Origin of the sequence: Cloacibacillus sp., from assembly GCF_020860125.1 — a bacterium.
Classification (GTDB): Bacteria; Synergistota; Synergistia; order Synergistales; family Synergistaceae; genus Cloacibacillus.
Map to the genome: position 1 here is coordinate 1 of NZ_JAJBUX010000079.1, position 18535 is coordinate 18535.

The 18535-nt window shown below is 54.5% G+C and carries 16 protein-coding genes; 6 read left to right on the plus strand and 10 right to left on the minus strand.

Features of this window, described 5'->3' with window-relative positions:
* Positions 1–83 precede the first annotated feature (83 nt).
* The 6 genes from LIO98_RS10475 to LIO98_RS10500 all read right to left on the minus strand — a co-directional run bounded on the left by LIO98_RS10475 (position 84) and on the right by LIO98_RS10500 (position 8040).
* Positions 84–1004: a hypothetical protein gene (locus LIO98_RS10475; RefSeq protein ID WP_291956627.1), complete on the minus strand. Its 921-nt coding sequence runs from the start codon at positions 1002–1004 to the stop codon at positions 84–86.
* Between the two features lie 241 nt (positions 1005–1245).
* Positions 1246–2118, minus strand: coding sequence for an FAD binding domain-containing protein (locus LIO98_RS10480; protein WP_291956629.1), 873 nt, complete (start codon positions 2116–2118; stop codon positions 1246–1248).
* A complete protein-coding gene (locus LIO98_RS10485; protein WP_291956631.1) occupies positions 2111–2605 on the minus strand; it encodes a (2Fe-2S)-binding protein in 495 nt (164 codons plus the stop codon). Before LIO98_RS10485 ends, LIO98_RS10480 begins: the two co-directional genes overlap by 8 nt.
* A gap of 6 nt (positions 2606–2611) precedes the next feature.
* Complete coding sequence (locus tag LIO98_RS10490; protein ID WP_291956633.1) at positions 2612–4873, minus strand: molybdopterin cofactor-binding domain-containing protein; 2262 nt, start codon at positions 4871–4873, stop codon at positions 2612–2614.
* A 100-nt stretch (positions 4874–4973) separates the two neighbouring features.
* A complete protein-coding gene (locus LIO98_RS10495) occupies positions 4974–6272 on the minus strand; it encodes a sodium-dependent transporter (protein ID WP_291956635.1) in 1299 nt (432 codons plus the stop codon).
* Positions 6273–6459: 187 nt separating this feature from the next.
* On the minus strand, positions 6460–8040 hold the full coding sequence (locus LIO98_RS10500; RefSeq protein ID WP_291956637.1) for an aromatic amino acid ammonia-lyase: 1581 nt from the start codon (positions 8038–8040) through the stop codon (positions 6460–6462).
* Between the two features lie 140 nt (positions 8041–8180).
* Between LIO98_RS10500 and LIO98_RS10505 the strand changes: the two genes are divergently transcribed.
* Positions 8181–8894: a GntR family transcriptional regulator gene (locus LIO98_RS10505; protein ID WP_291956639.1), complete on the plus strand. Its 714-nt coding sequence runs from the start codon at positions 8181–8183 to the stop codon at positions 8892–8894.
* A gap of 309 nt (positions 8895–9203) precedes the next feature.
* On the plus strand, positions 9204–9878 hold the full coding sequence (locus LIO98_RS10510; RefSeq protein ID WP_291956657.1) for a GntR family transcriptional regulator: 675 nt from the start codon (positions 9204–9206) through the stop codon (positions 9876–9878).
* 69 nt (positions 9879–9947) lie between these two features.
* On the opposite strand, the gene LIO98_RS10515 is transcribed toward LIO98_RS10510, so the two are convergent.
* Positions 9948–10232, minus strand: a complete 285-nt coding sequence (locus LIO98_RS10515; protein WP_291956641.1) for a hypothetical protein — start codon at positions 10230–10232, stop codon at positions 9948–9950.
* 383 nt (positions 10233–10615) lie between these two features.
* Here LIO98_RS10515 and LIO98_RS10520 point away from each other — a divergent pair, with 383 nt between their 5' ends.
* From LIO98_RS10520 to aroE, 4 genes are all read left to right on the plus strand, one after another.
* The gene (locus tag LIO98_RS10520) at positions 10616–11605 is read left to right on the plus strand and encodes a TRAP transporter substrate-binding protein (RefSeq protein ID WP_291956643.1); all 990 of its coding nucleotides are present in this window, start codon (positions 10616–10618) and stop codon (positions 11603–11605) included.
* Positions 11606–11739: 134 nt separating this feature from the next.
* The gene (locus LIO98_RS10525) at positions 11740–12216 is read left to right on the plus strand and encodes a TRAP transporter small permease (RefSeq protein WP_291956645.1); all 477 of its coding nucleotides are present in this window, start codon (positions 11740–11742) and stop codon (positions 12214–12216) included.
* 6 nt (positions 12217–12222) lie between these two features.
* Positions 12223–13509 (plus strand): TRAP transporter large permease subunit, encoded by a 1287-nt coding sequence (locus tag LIO98_RS10530; RefSeq protein ID WP_291956647.1) that lies wholly within the window; start codon positions 12223–12225, stop codon positions 13507–13509.
* Positions 13510–13529: 20 nt separating this feature from the next.
* Complete coding sequence (gene aroE / locus LIO98_RS10535) at positions 13530–14426, plus strand: shikimate dehydrogenase (protein WP_291956649.1); 897 nt, start codon at positions 13530–13532, stop codon at positions 14424–14426.
* A 342-nt stretch (positions 14427–14768) separates the two neighbouring features.
* Here aroE and LIO98_RS10540 read toward each other — a convergent pair whose 3' ends face one another.
* The 3 genes from LIO98_RS10540 to LIO98_RS10550 are packed head-to-tail and all read right to left on the minus strand — an operon-like array spanning position 14769 to position 17771.
* Positions 14769–16004 carry an RtcB family protein gene (locus LIO98_RS10540; protein WP_291956651.1) on the minus strand — a complete coding sequence of 412 codons (1236 nt, stop codon included), beginning with the start codon at positions 16002–16004 and terminating at the stop codon, positions 14769–14771.
* A gap of 24 nt (positions 16005–16028) precedes the next feature.
* Positions 16029–16223 (minus strand): hypothetical protein, encoded by a 195-nt coding sequence (locus LIO98_RS10545; RefSeq protein WP_291956653.1) that lies wholly within the window; start codon positions 16221–16223, stop codon positions 16029–16031.
* A 12-nt stretch (positions 16224–16235) separates the two neighbouring features.
* The gene (locus LIO98_RS10550) at positions 16236–17771 is read right to left on the minus strand and encodes a TROVE domain-containing protein (RefSeq protein WP_291956655.1); all 1536 of its coding nucleotides are present in this window, start codon (positions 17769–17771) and stop codon (positions 16236–16238) included.
* Positions 17772–18535: the final 764 nt, after the last annotated feature.

The following is an 18535-nucleotide window of genomic DNA, read 5'->3' on the forward strand; positions in this document are numbered from 1 at the left end:
TTCCCCAGCCTAAATAAATAAAGACCGTAAAGGGCCGCTTACCGCGTAAATCCGCCGCTAAGCGGCCCTTTGTAAATTAAGAATCAAATCCCCATCAGCATCATACATACAGTCATCGCGGCGATGCTCAGGATGATGGATATGGAACCGGCGAAGCCTGCCAGGCCGATATCCCCGCCGCAGCGGGCGGTGAATATCGGCGCGAGCGCGGAGACGGACGAGAAAACGACGAGCGCCAGCACCTGGCGTATCACCAGCGAAAAGGGCGTGCAGAAATATAAAAACAGCGCCAGCGCCGCCGAGACGGCATAGCGTATGGCGAGCGTCGCGGAGGCCGCCGCCAGTTCTCCGCGCCCCAGCCGTATCTCGATCATCATTCCGATCATGAACATAGCCACGAAGGCGTTGGCCGCGCCGATCGGCGCCGCGAGGACGAGCAGCCATCCGGGAACGGTGAGGCCGAGGGAGACCCATGCCATGGCGATGATGTAAATCAAAAAGGGAACGGTGGAAAAGACTCTTTTTATGAGCTCTTTGACCGGCAGCCTCTCCGCGCCCTCCACGGCGGGGGAGGCCGATACGATCGCGTAGGTGCCGCCGCAGGCGAAGAGCGCGTTCCCTATGTCGAACATACAGGTGACCAGTATGCCGTAGGGGCCGAGTATGCCGCCGATATAGGGCAGCGTGAAGGTGCCGATCTGATATCCAGGCAGGGCAAAGAGCTGAAAGATACGTTCCTTCCTCGCGGAGCGCGCGGTGATGAACCAGGCGGCGGCGATCATCGCCGCATTGCAGAGCGCCCCGAGCAGAACGACGATAAAGAGGGAATAATCCTGCTCATAGCTCCCGAAGCCGGTGATGATAGCCGCGGGCAGCGTGACGTTCATGCAGATCTTCGCCGCCACGTCATAATCATCCTTACCGAAGAGGCCGACGCGTTTCAGAAAATATCCGAGGGCTATTATAAAAATCGAGGCGAAAGCGCGCTCCAAAGCCGTTCCCACGGCATAACACTCCAATCCCTCTGCGCTGCGGCAGAAATACGGGAGAGAGATTTTTTATTCCCGTACCGTGGGATTATATACCATTGTGTGCGTGATGATAAGTACAAAGGCTACGGGTGCCGGTATGCGCCGCTGTTTTTATTCTCGTGGAGGTCTTGTTCTGAAATCCCTGCCGCCAAAATCATACAAAAATATAAGAGGCCGCGGGGCTTTCCGGAAGAAAAGGCGGCCCCCGTTTAATTTAATTTATGCCAGGGCAGGACAGCGGCGAAAGCAGGTCGAGCGCCAGCCCCTTTACCGCCTCTCGTTTGTACGGCTGCGAATAGCGTCCGGGAATTGCCAGATCGACCTCTTTTGTCATCGCTTCGGCGAAACGGATTTTTGTCTTCTCTGTAAGGAGGACGCCGTCTATTGCGGAGGCGGATATCCGCGCATCGACGGGAGCCTTACCCAGGGCCCCCAGTATCACGACAGGGGCCGTGATCACGCCGTTGTGAAATTCCGCGCTGAGCGCGGCGCTTAGACGGGCGATGGATACGGCCCTGCGCGATCCCAGCTTGGCGAACAGATTGACGTTACCCTCACGAGGTTTGGGGATCTCTATGCGGATAATGGCCTCGTCAAACTTAAGCTTTGCGGGGCTTTCCGGGGAGACGATCTCTTTTACGGTCCGGCGCGTCTCTTCGCCCTTCGCGTTTATGATCACGACTCTCGCATCCAGGGCCGCCAGCGGCGGCATCATGTCTCCCGCCGGCGAAGCGTTTGCGAGGTTGCCTCCAATCGTTCCGCAGTTGCGTATCTGTTTCGACCCTACACCTGACGCCGCGCTTTGGAGAGAGAAAAAATATTTTTTGATTAGCGGGTCGTTCTCCATTTCTGTGAAAGTTACGGCGCCTCCGATCGTAATTTTATCCTCTTCCTCATATTCGGCGATATCGCACATTGCCGCCGTACGGCTGACGTCGATAAGGATATCCGGACAGGCCTCTCCCTCGTGTATTGCGATCGTAAGGTCGGTGCCGCCGGCAATTATCCTGCTCCGTTCCGTCGCCTTGGATAAGGCCGCGGTAAGTTCCTCTAAAGACCGGGGGCTGTACATCTTTATGTTATTCATTGGGGCACGCCTCCTCCTTAGCGCTCCGAAGCACCGCGGCCGCCTCTTTGACGGCGCGCGAGATCGCGCTGTAGTCGCCGCAGCGGCAGAGGTTGCCCGCGATGGCGGTCCGTATATCTTCTTCCGTAGGGTCGGGATTTTCATAGAGCAGGGCAGCGGCGGACATCAACATGCCGGGCGTGCAGTAGCCGCACTGTATCGCGCCGTGTTTGATAAAGGCCTTCTGCAGCGGTGAAAGGCTGCCGTCGCTCTCTGCGAGCCCCTCCACCGTAAGCAGCGACCTGCCGTCTATCTGTCCGGTGAGCATCAGGCAGGAGTGGACGGCCCTCTTGTCCACGATGACGGTGCATGTGCCGCATTCGCCCTCGCCGCAGCCCTCTTTAGCGCCGGTAAGTCCCATCTCGTCGCGCAGGAAATCCAGCAGCCTCGCCGCCGGGTCGGCCTCCATCTCGTATCTTTTGCCGTTTAACTCAAATTTTATCAACATCGAGCATCACCCCTTTATCAGCCTGAAGGCTTCCACTATGCGTTCCGAAGTGAGCGGAAGCTCTCTGATCGACGTACCCAGCGCGTTGTTGACCGCGTTCACGATGGCGGCCGCCCCCGGAACGGTGGAAATCTCACCGATGCTTTTTGCCCCGAAGGGGCCCTTATCGCCGCCCTCCTCAACGAGGATAGCCTTGACCGCCGGCATATCGACTGCATTGAGAGTGTTGTATTTTTTAAGGGAATCTTTTGTAGGGAAGCCCTTTGAATTTATTCCCAAATCTTCGCAGAGGGCGAACCCGGCCGCCATCTGCACGCCGCCGCCGATCTGGTTGAATACCATCTGCCTGTTGATCGCCTGGCCGATATCGTTGACGGAGAGGAAATCGGTGATCTTTACCAGCCCCGTGAGGGTGTCCACCTCGGCCTCCGCGAAATTTACCGCGTAAGAGCCGGGGTTGGAATCGCTTCTATAGGAATTGGTGAGAATCATCTCCGTACTTAGCTCGTTGATCGCCCTTGCTGCAAGTTCCCTGTAGTTTATGCCGCCGGCCGCGGCGTCCGTGACGGCCACGCGCCCATCACGCAGCGTAAGGCTCGACGCGGGAATGCCGAGCAGCTTGGAGGCGGTCCTGAGCATCAGCTCTTTAAATTTTTCCGCGGTCTCTTTAGCGCAGGCGCCGGCGACGTAGGTGGTTCTGCTGCCGTAGGTTCCGCAGTCATAAGGCGTGAATTTGGTGTCGCCCTCCGTGACGAAGATGAGGTCTGGGTCCATACGCAGCACCTCTGCGAGGATGATCTGCATTGAGCGTACAGTGCCGCAGCCGACGTCGTGTACCGAGGTCCGCAGGTTGACGGTGCCGTCCTCGTTAATACTCAGCGTCATGCCGCTAAGGTCTGGTGAGCCGGAGAAGATGCCGTTCTTATGCGCGCCGCAGGCGATTCCCACCCCGCGGCGAAAGCGGCCCTGTCCGTGAGGCGCGGCAAACCGCTCCTTCCAGCGAAATGCCTCCGCGCCCTCCCTGAGGCATCTTTTAATCTGCGCACTACCCAGCGAAATGCCGTTGCAGATATCGACGTCGCCGGCCTCGACCACATTTTTGAGCCGCAGTTCGACGGGGTCTGTCTTGAGCTTGCGCGCGGCGTCATCCATATGCAGCTCCAGCGCCGTCATGATCTCGGGGCTGCCCCAGCCGCGCATTCCGCCCGCGATGGGGGAATTCGAATAACAGACCCTGCCGCGATGTCTGTACAGCGGACAACGGTAAAGGCGCGGTATCTTACCGCTGACGGCATGGGCGAAATCAAGTCCTGAACTGCAGTAGGCCCCAGAATCGACAAGGTTGTCGACTTCGCAGGAAAGTATACGCCCGCCGGCGTCGAAGGCGGTCGTTATTTTCGTGGCGCAGTCCGTCCTGTTTATTGTCGCGATCATACTTTCGCGCCGCGTAAGATGGAGTTTGACGGGGCGCTCCAGCTTTTTGGCCACGAAAGCGACGAGCGGTTCATAGATAAATTCCTGCTTTCCCCCAAAAGATCCCCCCATCGGGACCTTTACGACACGGACTTTGGAATATGGCAGGCCCAGCATATCGGCGACCACCGTGCGTATACCGTAGATGCCCTGCGTGGGAGTCCAGATGGTGACCCCGTCCTGCGCGTTCCAGTCGGCCAGATAAGAATGTGTCTCCATGGCGACGTGGTTCATCTTCTGTGTCCGTATGTCGGTCGTGACCCTGAAGGCCTCCTCCGCGCCGGTGGCGAATTGCTTCCCCTCGCGGACCCTTTCAAATTCTTCGATCAGGTTGCCGCCCTCGTGTATCGGCGCGGCGCCGTCTCTCAGGCTCTCGGCGGGGGAGGCCATTACCGGCAGTTCTTCATATTCAACCTTCACCAGCCTTGCCGCTCTCTCCGCCGCGGCCTTTGTCTCGCAGGCGACGACCGCGATGATATCTCCAACGAAGCGGGCTTTGTCCGTAAAAATGTACCTGTCTTCCGGGCAGTCCGGCTGATCGGGAAACGTCCTGTAACTGTTGAATTTTTTCCCCTGGTAATCTTTATAGCTGAATATGGCCCGGTAGCCGCTGACCTTTTCGGCCTCGGAGACGTCTATATTTTTTATTAGAGCGTGGCCGGCTTCGCTCAAAATCAATTTCAAATGGAGTTCTCTGTACAGGTTTATATCCGAGGCGAATTTCATCGCCCCCGTCGCCTTCGCGGCCGCGTCGTTTATGCTGAAGGATTCCCCGACAAAATCATATTTATTCATACCGGATTCCTCATCTCTGTAGAATGGGATATAACTTGAACAAAGCTCTCCGCCGCGTATCATTTTGCCGACGAGACGGAACGGAGAGCCATACTTTTATTTACAATGTGCAGAGGCTTGTAATATTGATAACGAGCAGCGCTGCGGGAACGACATATTTTATCGCAAAGGCCCATATCTCCCGATGGGAGGTTATTCCGGCGGCGTTGAGCGCCCTCTCCGGCCCCCATACCCAGCCGAAGAAGATGGAGCTTATCAGCGCGCCGCCGTTTAGGAAGACATAGGATGTCACCCAGTCAAACCAATCGAAAGAGACTGTCGAAACTGAGTTCAGCCAGGCGAGCGCCGCCATAATGGGGACGATCACCGCAAGCGAGCGCGAACGTGAAATTTTAAAACGTTCGGTAGCGAAACAGACCAGCGTCTCGAGGCAGGCTATCTGTGAAGTCAGCATGGCGAGCATGAATAGCAGGACGGTCAGAACAGCGATGAGGTTTCCCCACGGCAGCTGCACAAAGACGTTGGGAAGCGTGATGAAGAGCAGTCCCGACCCCGCGCTGGGTTCAAGCCCAAAGGAGAAGATGCTCGGGAAGATCATCAGCCCGGCGCAGAAGGCGATCGCCGTGTCTCCCAAACAGACGACGATGCTGTTTTTAGAGAGATTAGTTTTGTCGTCAGGCAGGTAACTGCCAAAGACGATGCCGCAGCCGACGCCTACGCCGACGGAGAAGAGCGCCTGTCCCAGAGCGGCGATCAGCGCTTCGGCCGTAAATTTTGAAAAGTCTGGTCTCAGATAAAAATCAAGCCCAGCCCCGACGCCGGGTAATGTCAATGAACGTATACAAAGCAGGATCAGAATGATGATCAGCGAGGGCATACATATATTATTAAGTCTTTCAAGTCCCTTTCTGACCCCCTTGAGTAGCGCGGCGGCGATGATCACGAGCAGGATCATCGACTGCGCCGCTATGAGGTTGCCCTGAGTTCTGTAGACCTCATAGCTGTTCGCTATCTCAGTGGGCGACATACCGTCGAAGGAGCCGGTCATGAATTTGAACAAATACCCAACCAGAATGCCGAATATCGGAGTCAGATAGGCCAGCCAGCAGAACGACACGGCTATCCCCAAAAAACCGGTGATACCCCAGCCCTTTGTTTTAGAGACCTCCTGGTAGGCCGCAATTGGCTCTTTGCGCGTAAGCCTTCCAAGTGAAAATTCCATTGTCAGCAAGGGGCAGGCGATGGCGAATAGTATGACGAGGTACATCAGCAGGAAGATGCCGCCGCCGTATTTACCGACTAGATAGGGAAACCTCCAGATATTGCCGCAGCCCACGGCGCAGCCAAGCGCGGAGAAGATAAAAGATAATTTGTTGCTGAAAGTTTCTTTTGTTGACATGTTGAGTCTCTCCCTTCCGTTTTTTAATAACCGTCGGTCATGTGTGCCGTCCGTATCCAGGGCGGTTCCCGTTCATGGCTCCGGCGTTTTGCTTTCTGTGCCGGCGGCCCGTTTGACGGACGGCGCACCCGATTGCCTGATTACGCGTTAGTGATTTAGTTGATAAACTGAATTGACCGGCATTTTTCTAAAGCGCCAAGGTTCCGGCAATTTTTTCCGCGGTTTCGATGATCGTCCCGTCGGATACCAGCGTAGCGGTGCTTTCAATGTCGGGGCCGAAATAGCGGTCCTTTTCCACCGGGGGGACGACCTCTCTGATTTTATCGTGGACGGCCTTCGTCGCGCTCGCGAAGCCATCCTCCTCCTTTTGCAGCAGGTCGAAGGCGCGGGTCATCGCCATCAGCTCTATGCCCAGCACGTAGTGCAGCTTTTTAGCGACCATCAGCGATTTTCTCGCCGCCCACCAGCCCATGCTGACGGGATCTTCCCAGTTCGCGCAGGTGGGGACGCTGTCTGCCGTCGCCGGAGCGCTGAGAGAGCGTATCTCGCCCACCAGCGCCGCCGCCGTATACTGGACTATCATGTAGCAGTTGTCTACGCCGGGCCTTTCGGCGAGGAACGCGGGGTAGGTCTGATTCAGATACCTGTTAGTCAGGCGGTCCGTTCTGCGTTCCGAGAACTTCGCGAGGTTTGCCGCCGCCATACAGAGAATATCAGCGCTGCCGCTCGCGAAGGTGGAATCAAAATTGGCTCCCATCAGCGCGGTGCCGTCGCCGCCTTCTGGGAACAGCACGGGGTTATCGCTGCACGAGGCCATCTCTTCAAGAATATTCGCGGCGCAGTCCTTTATAAAGCGTTTGGACGCTCTGTGCATCTGCGGGATGCAGCGTAAAATATAGGCGTCCTGTACCTTGGCGTGGATATATTTTTTCATGATCGCGCTGTCTGAGAGCATAGCGCGGATGTTGGCCGCGCAGTTTGCCTGCTCAGGGTGTTTTTTCAGCGAATGCAGGCGCTCGTCACAGGCGAGGATCGTGCCGCGGAAGGCTTCGAAGGCCATCGCCGCCGCGACGTCCGCGGTCTGCGCCGCGATCAGGTTGTCATACAGAGCCAGCGCACTGACGCCGGTAGCGGCGTTCGCTCCGTTTGTCAGGCAGAGCCCCTCTTTGGGAGCCGGTGTCCAGGGCTTTTGCCCGATCTCCGCCAGCGCCTCCGCACCGCTCATCAGGCGTCCGTTATGCCACGCCCTGCCCTCGCCCATGAGGATGAGGTTGATCTGGCCCTCTATCGCCAAATACTGCACGGAGCCGTCCTGCGGCACATAGGGCGTAACATCGTTGTTCAAACATTCGGCGATAAGCGAAAGCGTCTCCGGCCTGATCCCCGAATATCCCTTTCCAAGGCTCAGAAGCTGCATCAGCCAGATCGCTCTCACGCACTCCTTTTTCAGCGGCTCCCCGACGGAAACTGAGTGCGAACGTAAAATATTGACCTGAAGCTCCACCGCCTGTTCCTGGGGGATGATTTTGCGCACATTGTCGCCAAATCCGGTCGTGAGGCCGTAAACCTTACGGTTTTCCGCGAGAAATTTTTCCGCGAGCTGCCGGGAGCGCGTCACCTGCTCCAGGTACTCCTGTGAAAAACTTACCTTCGCGCCAAAGCGTGCGACGGCGACAAACTCCTTGAGTGTTACGGGGGCCGCGCCCAGGCGGACCTGCCGTATCCTCTTAGCCTCAGTGATTTTAGAGATATCCAAAGAAACCTCCATCCTGACTGCCTCCTTTTTTTGTGTGAACTGATAGAAATTATGTAGTACAATTACTGATGTGCGGCATTCCGCACGCTACGTATTGCACAAACATGTTATACTATTGTTGAAATTTTAGCAAGAGGCAAAGAGGTGTTTTTTTGGAACTCATTCGCAATGAAAGTATGCGCAAGCAGTTATATGCTTTTATAAAAGAGAAATTGAATTCCGGCGAGATCAGGCGGGGCGAGACGATAAACCAGAAGGAGATCCTGGAGACGCTGGGGATCAGCAAAACGCCCTTCCGCGACTGCATGATCCAGCTGGAGGCCGAGGGCATAGTCAGCATCATTCCCTGTAAAGGCGTCGTCGTAAGAGACAGGCCCTTTGAAGAGCTGATTGAATTGAACGAAATCGCGGGTTCGTTGGAATCGTCGGCTTTGGAGGCCGCCTTTTACAGTATAAGGGACAACGCCCTGGAAGGTATGACGTCGATAGTGAATGAGGTCTCGTCAAAGCTTGACAATGAAGATACGTCGATGTGTTATGCGAAAAATATCGATTTTCACCTGCTGATGATCAACGAATGCCCTAATCAGGCTCTTAAAGCCGCCATATTAAAGTACAGAGACCTGATTCTCGACTTTCCCGCCAAAGATTTGAATATAAATTTGAAATGGGAAAGGGTTTTCTGGCGTGAGCATAAACAGATGATCGATATCATAAAAGACGGAGATCCTAAGTCTCTCTTTGATTTCTCAAAATATATACATTGGGGCTGGGAGAACAAAGAGGAGTATTTCGACGAGCTCTATCTGGTAAAATTCGGCACGATGAAAAAATATATGGCGTCAAGATATGAACGGCGTTTTTAACGGCAAATGACGTCAGACTCCGAAAAGCTGGAATTATATAGCGCCGCCGGGTTCCGGCGGCATGTGGCGTAGTGTCTGCACGGTATGTATTTGGGCATATCCGCCATCGGGGTTGTTGTGGTGTCAATTTATGATTTGGGATGCCGTTATTTTTTGTGGTGTGAGATAAAACTGCCGTGGAAGTATACGAAATATGATAATATATTTTGATAGGCGGTATCCCGTAAATATCAAAGATATAGCATTGCGGGTACAGTATATTTAATTTCACGCAGGCGGCGTGCATTATATTGACGAGGGTGTGTTGTGATGACTGGGCTTACTCCGAACGATAACGGGCATAAAAAGGAGCAGAATCTCTCCAGCTCCGTTTACGAGGCCATCAAGGACAAGATAATAAACGGCGATTTTATGCCGGGCAGCATTCTCATGGAGCGTTCGATCGCCGATGAGTTCGGCGTCAGCCGCACGCCGGTGCGCGAGGCGCTGAAGCGTCTTTCGCAGGAGGGCTGGGTGGACTGGGAGGAGCGCCGCCGCGCCGTCGTTTCCGAGATAACGATAGCAAAGATTCTCGAGCTTTTTACGCTGCGCGAGATGATAGAGCCCTTCGCGATCAGGAAGATCATCGAGGAGGGCAAACCACAGGTGCTCGCCGGGCAGCTGGCGGCGGTCTATAACGAGATGGAGGCCGCGAAGGATTCTCCGATCGATTTTATGAAGTACGATATGGAGTTTCACACAACGATAATCCAGTTTATGAATCTCTCGACGCTGAACCTGATGTGGCAGAAGATACGCGAAGATATGACGCGCCTCGTCATGCACTTGATATATCCGCGCCGCGAGCCCGATATCATCCTTGGGGAACACAAAGAACTTATCGATGCGCTCTGGAACTCCGACGTGAAAAAGGCCCTCGGTTGTATCGGCGGCCACTTCTCGGTGATCGTGGACCTCTTCAAACAGAACGGCGAGAGGCTCTGAAGCCTCCGCCCGCGAATCCGCGCCGAATATATAAAGACCGGCAGACTGAGGAATGTCTGCCGGTCTTTTTTATATATTCTCCCTGATCCGCCTCATGACCGCGTTGAAGTCGAAGGGCTCCTCGCCGCCGTCGAACATAGCGCCGTTTTCAAAGATAACGCAGGGGATGCCGAGCCTCCTGTTCTTTTTCGCGGCTGCCAGCGTCTCTTCGCCGTCGCGTATGACGACAAACTCCCATAGATGCTTCAGGGAGTCGGAGATATCCCTGTACTCGGTCTCTATTCCCTCTTCCCGGCAGCCGCCGAGGATCTTGACGGTCTTTGGACACTGCATACTGCCGTATACTGTGAGCATATTCGGTCACCTCTTATGGATTGTAGTATCTCTGATATGTATAATGATATATTTTATCATAATTGGCATTCTGTTATCAAACCTATATATTTTTTAAACTCAAGAGAAAAATAGGCGGGGTGAATTTTTCCCTATTTATAGAAGGTATATTTTGTTATTTCTAATACTTGAATGAAAAATATGACCTTTTTATTAGCTTTAAAAGAATTTTTGATGAGATAAAAATATATTGTTTTATATTTGGTATATTGACAGGACTTCCAATAGGCGGTATTGTATAGATGTTTCCGGTAATTAGATAACTTTTCCATTTAATGGAACTGAATAGTTGGCTATAACCGTACCCCAGGAGTGGGGCGGATAAAAAAAGGAGAGTGTAATAGATGAAAAAGTTTACAACACTTACCGTGGTATTATGTATCATGCTGTTTGCGGCGGCGGCGACGGCCGCTCCGAAAGAATTTGCCATTGCGAACGACTCCACGGATGACACCGTAACGGGACTCATGACGCAGAAACTTAAAGAGGTGCTTGAGGCGAAGTCAAAGGGAGCCTTTAAGGTTGCGGCGTTCCCGAACTCACAGCTTGGCTCCGACCGTGAGATTACCCAGAGCTGCCAGAACGGCGAGCTCGCCTTCGTGGTGCAGAACACCGCCCCGCAGGTCAATTTTGTGCCGAAGGCCGCCGTCTTTGATCTTCCGAACCTCTTCCTGAACAAAAAGGTGGCGCGCGCCGCGCTTGATAAGTTTCAGAAGGATATCGAACCCGAATACGCGAAGGCCGGGATCGTTATGCTCGGTTTCGGAGATCAGGGCTTCCGCGTACTCTCCTCGAACAAGGCGATCAACAAGATAGAGGACTTTAAAGGGCTCAAGCTCCGCACGATGGAGAATAAGTATCATGTCCAGTATTGGCAGTCGCTCGGCGCGAATCCCACGCCGCTCCCCTTCAGCGAGCTTTATCTCGCGCTGCAGCAGGGTACGGTGACCGGACAGGAAAATCCCTATGAGGTCATCGTCGCGACGAAGCTCTACGAGGTGCAGAAGTATGTGATAGATACAAACCACCTTTTCCATACGATCACGATCATCATGAGCAAAAACATCTATGACCAGCTCACGCCGGAGGAGCAGAAGCTTGTCCGCGACGCGGCGCGCGAGGTCATCGTCTGGGGCCGAGAGCAGGCCGATAAGCGCCACGCCGACCGAGTGGCTATCCTCAAGAAGAACAACGTTCAGATAATAGAGCTCAGCGAGAAGCTGCTGGGAGAGATGCAGGCGAAGTCAAAGCCCGTCTATGACAATATCAGCAAGGTGGTCGGGGCTGATCTTGTGAAAAAACTCCAGAACGCGGTGAAGGAAGCCTCAAAATAGGATTATCCCTCGCGGATAAAATTTGCCAGACCTGACAGGGGGCCGGAAGTCAGCTGATTTTTCGGCAAGCTTCCGGCTCTCTTTGGATCCGGCGCCGGAGAGAACGGACGGGAAAAGAACAAGGAGGAAATGGAATGCTCAAGTGGGTAAATGATCATTTGGAAGAGACGATAATGGCCATACTGCTCTTTCTCATCACGGCGATCATCTCATACTCGGTCATCATGCGCTACGTCTTCAATGATTCTCCCTCATGGGCCGAGGAGATCACAAGGTTTTTCTTTATATGGTCGGCTTTCATAAGCATCGGCCTATGCATCAAGCGCCAAAGCTCCATCCGCATCGGCATCCTGCTCACGGTGCTCTCGGAAAAAGCATGCAAGGTGCTGCTGATACTTGTAAACGTTTTTATAATCGCGGTTCTCGCCTATTGGCTTAAGGGAGCCGTAGGCGTGACAAAGACGCTCATCAATAACGGACAGACAAGCCCCGCGCTGCTCGTTCCCATGTGGATCATCTACGGATCGTCCGTCGTCGGCTTTGCTCTGGGGATCGTCAGGTGCGCGCAGCAGGTTTTTATAAACGCCGCCGAACTCAGGAACGTGAGGTAGGATAAGATGTTAGGATATGTATTTGCGGTATTTGCTATTTGCCTCGCCGTGACCGTCCCCATCGGCATCACGATGGGAATTTCGGCGATGGTCCCGCACTTTCTCAACCCGATGTTCCCCGCCAAGATCGAATTTATCGTCCGCCAGATGGTCGGCGGCGTTGACTCCACACCGTTTATCGCGGTCCCGCTCTTTGTCCTGTCGGGTATTATCATGGCCAGGGGCGGCGTCTCGGACAAGCTCTTCAATATGTTCTCCTACTTCGCGGGAGACAAGACGGGCGGCCTGCCCTGCGCGGTCGTCGTCACCTGCCTCTTTTACGGCGCGATATCGGGCTCCGGCCCCGCGACGGTCGCCGCGATCGGCGCGATGTCGATCCCGCTTCTCGTCAGCCTCGGATATGACAAGACCTTTGTGACGGCGCTCGTCGCCACCGCCGGCGGCCTTGGCGTCATCATCCCGCCGTCGATCCCCTTCATCCTTTACGGCCTCTCGTCGGGGGTGTCGGTGGGCGCGATGTTCATCGCCGGTATTCTTCCCGGGCTGCTCATCGGCTTCTGCCTTATGGCCTACGCCTGCTACTATTGCTGGAAGCATGGGGAAGACAAGGAAAAGCTCGCCGCGTACTGCTATGAGCTGCGTAAGAACGGCCTCTGGCATATCTTCTCCAAGAGCTTCTGGGCGCTCATGACCCCGGTCATCATCCTCGGAGGCATCTACGGCGGCGTGACGACCCCCACCGAGGCGGCCTGCGTCTCCGTGGTCTACGCCCTCATCGTCTGCTGCTTCGTCTATAAGACGATGACCTTCAAGGATGTCGTCTCGGCCTTTGTCGAGGCAGTGGTCACCTACGGTCCGATAACCTTCATCCTCGCCGGCGCGATGGCCTTCGGACGCGTCCTCACGATCATGCAGGCGCCGCAGACGATCGCGATGATGATCACCGGCCTCGTGAGCTCGAAGATAGGCATCCTTATTGTGATAAACCTCTTTCTGCTCGTCGTCGGCATGGTGATCGACACCTCGCCCGCGATCCTGATACTGACGCCGATTCTGCTGCCGCTTGTAAAGCAGATAGGCGTGGACCCCATCCACTTCGGCATCATCATGGTCGTCAACCTCGCGATCGGTTTCGTGACGCCGCCGATGGGCATCAACCTCTTCGTCGCCAGCTCGATGACGGGCATCTCGGTGGTGACGATCGCGAGAAAGGCGATTCCCTTCATCGTTGCCTTCTTCGTCTCGCTGCTGCTGATCACATTTATACCGGCGATAAGCCTTGCGCTACTCTAATATAAGGAGATGTAATCAAGATGGATAAACAGGAAATATTCAACAGCTCGGTAAATACGAAGTTTTTCGGCCTGCTTGGCAACCCGCTGGGGCAGAGCGCGGCCCCCTTCATGCACAACAGCGTCTACCAGAAGCTGGGGATCGACGCGCTCTATGTGCCGCTCGAGCTTTCAATGGACCAGCTCGAGCCGGTGGTGGCAAATCTTGAAAATTTTCACTACGCCGGTTCTGGCGTGACGATGCCCTTCAAGACGCAGGTGCATAAATACCTCGACGGACTGGCGGATTCGGCGCGCTTCACGGAGGTCGTCAACACGATAGTCTTCGAGGAGGGCAAAAAGATCGGCCACAACACGGACGGTACCGGTTTCGTCCTCTCGCTTCAAAAGCAGCTTGGGCTTGAGATCCCCGACCATAACTATCTCATTCTCGGGGCGGGCGGCGCGGGGACGGCGATTGCCTGCGCCCTCGCGATGGAGGGGGCAAAGGACATCAAGTCGCTCTGTATCGCGAAGGATTATTTCTGCGCCGAGACCCTCTTCGACCATGTCGACCGGCACTTCCCCTTCGTCTGCACCATCGGCGAGATGACGGAGAAGAGCATCGCGGCGGCGCTTGAAAGGTACGACGTGATAATCCACGCGACGAAGGTGGGAATGTACCCGAAGGTCGACGAGATACTCTTCGACCCTGACCTCCTTAAGCCGCACCACATAGTGGCCGACGTCGTCTACGTGCCGGTGGAGACGAAGTTGCTGCGCGAGGCCGCGGCCCGCGGCTGCCGGACCCTCTCAGGCCTCTGGATGAACACCTATCAGGCGGCGGAGCAGATGCGCCTCTGGCTCGGTATCGAGCCGCCGATGGAGTATATGTACAACCACAGCCTGGAATATCTGAAGGCGCAGGGGAAGGCGTGATAGAGAGATTGTCATAATAGGATTGTCTGAAAACAGAACCCTAAATTGACCGCGGTTGTCTGAAGGGTTGAATATAAGACTAAATCAACGTACTGCCGGAAAGCTGTGAATTAAACCTGAGAGAGATTTTGAATCGTCTCAGGTTTTTTTGTTTTATGACAAAATCCCGTCGCTTTGAAGAATCAGGCCGGGATTTTGTGCTGGATTTTTAGAATCTGAAGCTAAAACGGCGTCGTTCAGCGACGGTAGAAATATAATTTCAGTGACGAGCAGCTTCTTCTCTTCTCGTGGATTTTTACTTTCGCGTGGTTGTGACGTGGCGCGATTTTTCTTAACGCGCCGCTACCCCTTTTCCTTCTTCTTTCGCCAGGACAGCGATTCCTCCGCTGCCTTGAAGTTGTAGACGGGGATGCCCCGCCCTGTCACGCTGACGGTATCGCCGACGCAGTCTGTTATTGCGCTCACCGGCTTGTATGCCTGCGGACACTCGTCTATAGTTTCGATATTTGCCGTGCTCGTCCAGACATTGGCCATGGATTCCTGAAAATCCCGCAGGCTGCATCTCGCCCTCGCCTGCGCGCGTGACATGATCCGCCCGGCACCGTGGGGAGCGGAGAAGTTCCACTCGGAACAGCCTTTGCCGATACAGATGAGGCTTCCATCGCGCATGTTCATCGGTATAAGAAGTTTCTCCCCGGCTTTGGCGGAGACCGCCCCTTTGCGCAGGATCATATCTTCAAGGTCTATATAGTTGTGGATCGTCTCAAAGCTCTCTCCGGCAGACCATCCCATACCGCTTATGATTGCCTGCGCGATCTCCGACCGGTTCATCACCGCGAACCGCTGGATGATCTCCATATCATTCAGATAGTCTCCGTAGGCGTGTCCGCGCTCCCTATCCAGAAAGGCCAGGGTGCGCGCCTTGTAGTGCCTTGCCGCTTTATCCATCTGGCGGATCGTCTCGCCGATCATCTCCGGAACCGAGGCATCTTTTTTCTTTATCGCCTCAACAAGCTCGTTCCTGTCCGCAAAACCTGTGGCACACTCCTGTACGGCAAGCTGCTGATAGTGCTCGGCCGCCTGTTTGCCAAGGTTTCGCGAACCTGTGTGGACGACGAGCATAAAGCCGCCGTCATCTTTTTTCTCCACCTCTATGAAGTGGTTGCCGCCGCCAAGGGTGCCTATAGATTTCTGTGCCCTGTTTATATCAACGTTGTCACGGCAGCGCAGTTTGTCCAGTTCGGGGAGTTTTCGCCTCTCTTCATGGACGTCAAAGCCGCATGGCACCTTTGCGCGGATTACGGCGTCGAGTTTTTCCCAATCCATATCGCCCGTTACATCCACAGCGAGCATGCCGCAGCCGATGTCAACGCCGACGAGGTTTGGCACCAGCCGGTCTGTCACGGTCATTGTGGTGCCGATGGTGCAGCCGGCGCCGGCGTGGACATCGGGCATGATCCTGATCTTCGCCCCAGCGAAAGCCTCCTGACCGCAGAGCTCGGTGATCTGCCCAATGGCGAAATCGTCAACGATCTCCGCAAATACAATGGCCGTGTTGAATTTACCTTTGATCTTCATAGTATTTTTCCTTTATTGTCTTGGTTATTTTTTTATTTTGCCGCAGTTTTCATCGCTGATGAAATTTTCGATGAGGGCGCGGACGACAGAGTTAGCCGAATATTGCGCTCCGGGATTTTCTGCGTTCAGCCGCTCGACAGCCCGGTAGAGTTTTCGTTTCATCTCTTCGGGGAGTCTAATAAGAAGCTGTGCGGAGTCAGGAGCGTATTGATTCGGCATTTAGACCGTCCCTTAACGGAGCTCTCCGCCTGCTGAGCAGAGGTCGATCGCCGCTACTTCGTCGATAAGATTGGCGTAGCCTGACGAGGTTCTCGCTATGAATGACACTATTTGGTCTGACCAACCGTAGCAGTATGTGGTCAGTGGGTCGGAGGAGGGGATCATCGCGTCTCCATAAGCGGCTACGTTGACGACGAATGTACGGGCCTTCGGATTGATTTCAGCGCGGTATCTTGCGAGTTCCTGATGGAAGGGCGAGCCGGTGTTTTGCTGTTCGTCGGTTATTATGACGATATTGTCGGCAAAACTCCGCATCCACGTCATGAGTCTCAGCGGAGCGCCTGTATCCGTTCCGCCGCCGCTCGGAATGGCCGCCGCGGTCTCAAGTATTGGCATCTTATCATCTATCTCACATGCCACAGCCTCTGTGTCGAAGATGATAAATACACCGTTGCCGTTTGTCTTCCTGACTGTCGAGATGGCGAGCACGCCGCCGGCCATGAGGAACTGCCCTCTCATCGAGCCGGACACGTCAAGCAGCACCGCCGTCGCCCCTTCGACGGATGGGAGATTTTCCAGCGAGAGCTCCGCCGCGCGCTCCAGCGTATGCCTGATTGTGTCGCGCGAAGACATTTTCCAAGCCTGTGCAAAACGGAATGGCAGTATCTTCGCCCTGCGAATCGCCCCAGGGTCTGAGAATCGTCCGCGGATAAAATCCACCGCCGCCGGGTCGTTGAGGACTCCCGCGCGCTCCAGAGTCTCCAGATGACGCAGCAGCGCGAAAAGAGGCATAGACGGAAGCAGCGCGCCCCATAGCCCGGCGCTCATTGATTGAGCGGCGCCTGTGACGATGTTGTAGGGCAGTTGTCCCTCTTCTATCGCCTGTATGGCGGAAGCGCTGTCTCCGGCGATGGCCGCGGCCTTGAATTTTTCAAAGGCGGCGATCTGCGGAATAAGCCCGCGCTCCAGCCCTTCGGCATCAAAGCCGTTTGTGATGTATTTGAAGATGGTCTGAGTTTTTTTATCGACTGCTCTTGGATGGTAGACTCGGAGCAGGTCGCGCAGCCCATAACCGCGTCCCGTGCCCGCATATTTCAGCGCCGCGTACTCGTCGACGGCAAGCAGCTTTCGAGCCGCCTCGCGTTTCACCATGCGCCCTCCCTGCCCTCGTCCGAAAGATTCAAGCGCAAGCGTAAATTCTACGAGGTCGGGGATGATTTGCACTACATGGCCGAACGCCAGCTTAAAAAGGCTCGGCGAGGCCAGCGAAAGCACCGCCAGACCTACGAGCGGCTGCAGGCGCATAAAGCCTTCGCAGCGTGCGAAGACAAGGGCGCGCGCCATAAACTCGGGATCCTCGTCGGCGGCGAATACATGCAGCTCAAGGGCTCTGTCGCGACAAGCCTCTTCAGAGGCGTAAAAGATATTTGATATTGTGTTGGTGAGGAGCATCTGAAGATACTCCTCGCGCCAGTCGCGGCGGAAGCATGGATATGACTCCGCATTCCCGTTAAAAACCTTTTTCAATACATCAAGCGCATGTCCCATTTTTTCCGCCTCCCTGGCGAGTGTGATATAAAAAGCGCGAGGAAATTTACGGTGAGATTGTGAAAAGAGACGAATGTCACTTTTCCCCGGTTTCAAAACCGTTTTAAACAGTTTACAAGACTGTATATCGAAGAAATCCCACCGGGCGCCTCGCGCCAATTTGCTTTAATCAAAAGATGCGAGGAAATACTTTCCGTTCGGCCTGCAGCGTTCATTAGGCACTGATTTCGAAGGAGGCCAAACGCGCGCCTCGCATCTATATTTGTAAAAAACGATACGTGAGGAAAAATTTCGGCGAGCCTGTGTCAGACGGGCTCAAGGCCATGCTAGGCCGGCTCTGGCGAGCCGGTTGCCGCCATTTCAGGCGGCTAATCTGTAGAAGAAGCCCCGCCGCGCGCCTCGCGTATCTATTCTATCTCAATGACATGTACTATATCAGGTATATATATACCTGTCAAGCAAAAATTATATGATGGTGCTTCACATGTGTAAGGTCATAGTATTTTTGCCACACTCCGAAATGCTATAATTAGTCTCCATCGTTCGCCCTCCTGTTCCAAGTTATAGCTCTCTGCCACACTCCGAAATGCTATAATCTCCATGAAGCAGGCCGCTATACCACCGAGGTTATAGCTCTCTACCACACTCCGAAATGCTATAATATCTGTTGGGGAGAGGTAAGATACTACAACATTATAGCTCTCTAACACAATACGAAATGATATAATGGGGGAGGTGTCGATCAGTTATCATGTTCGGTGGGG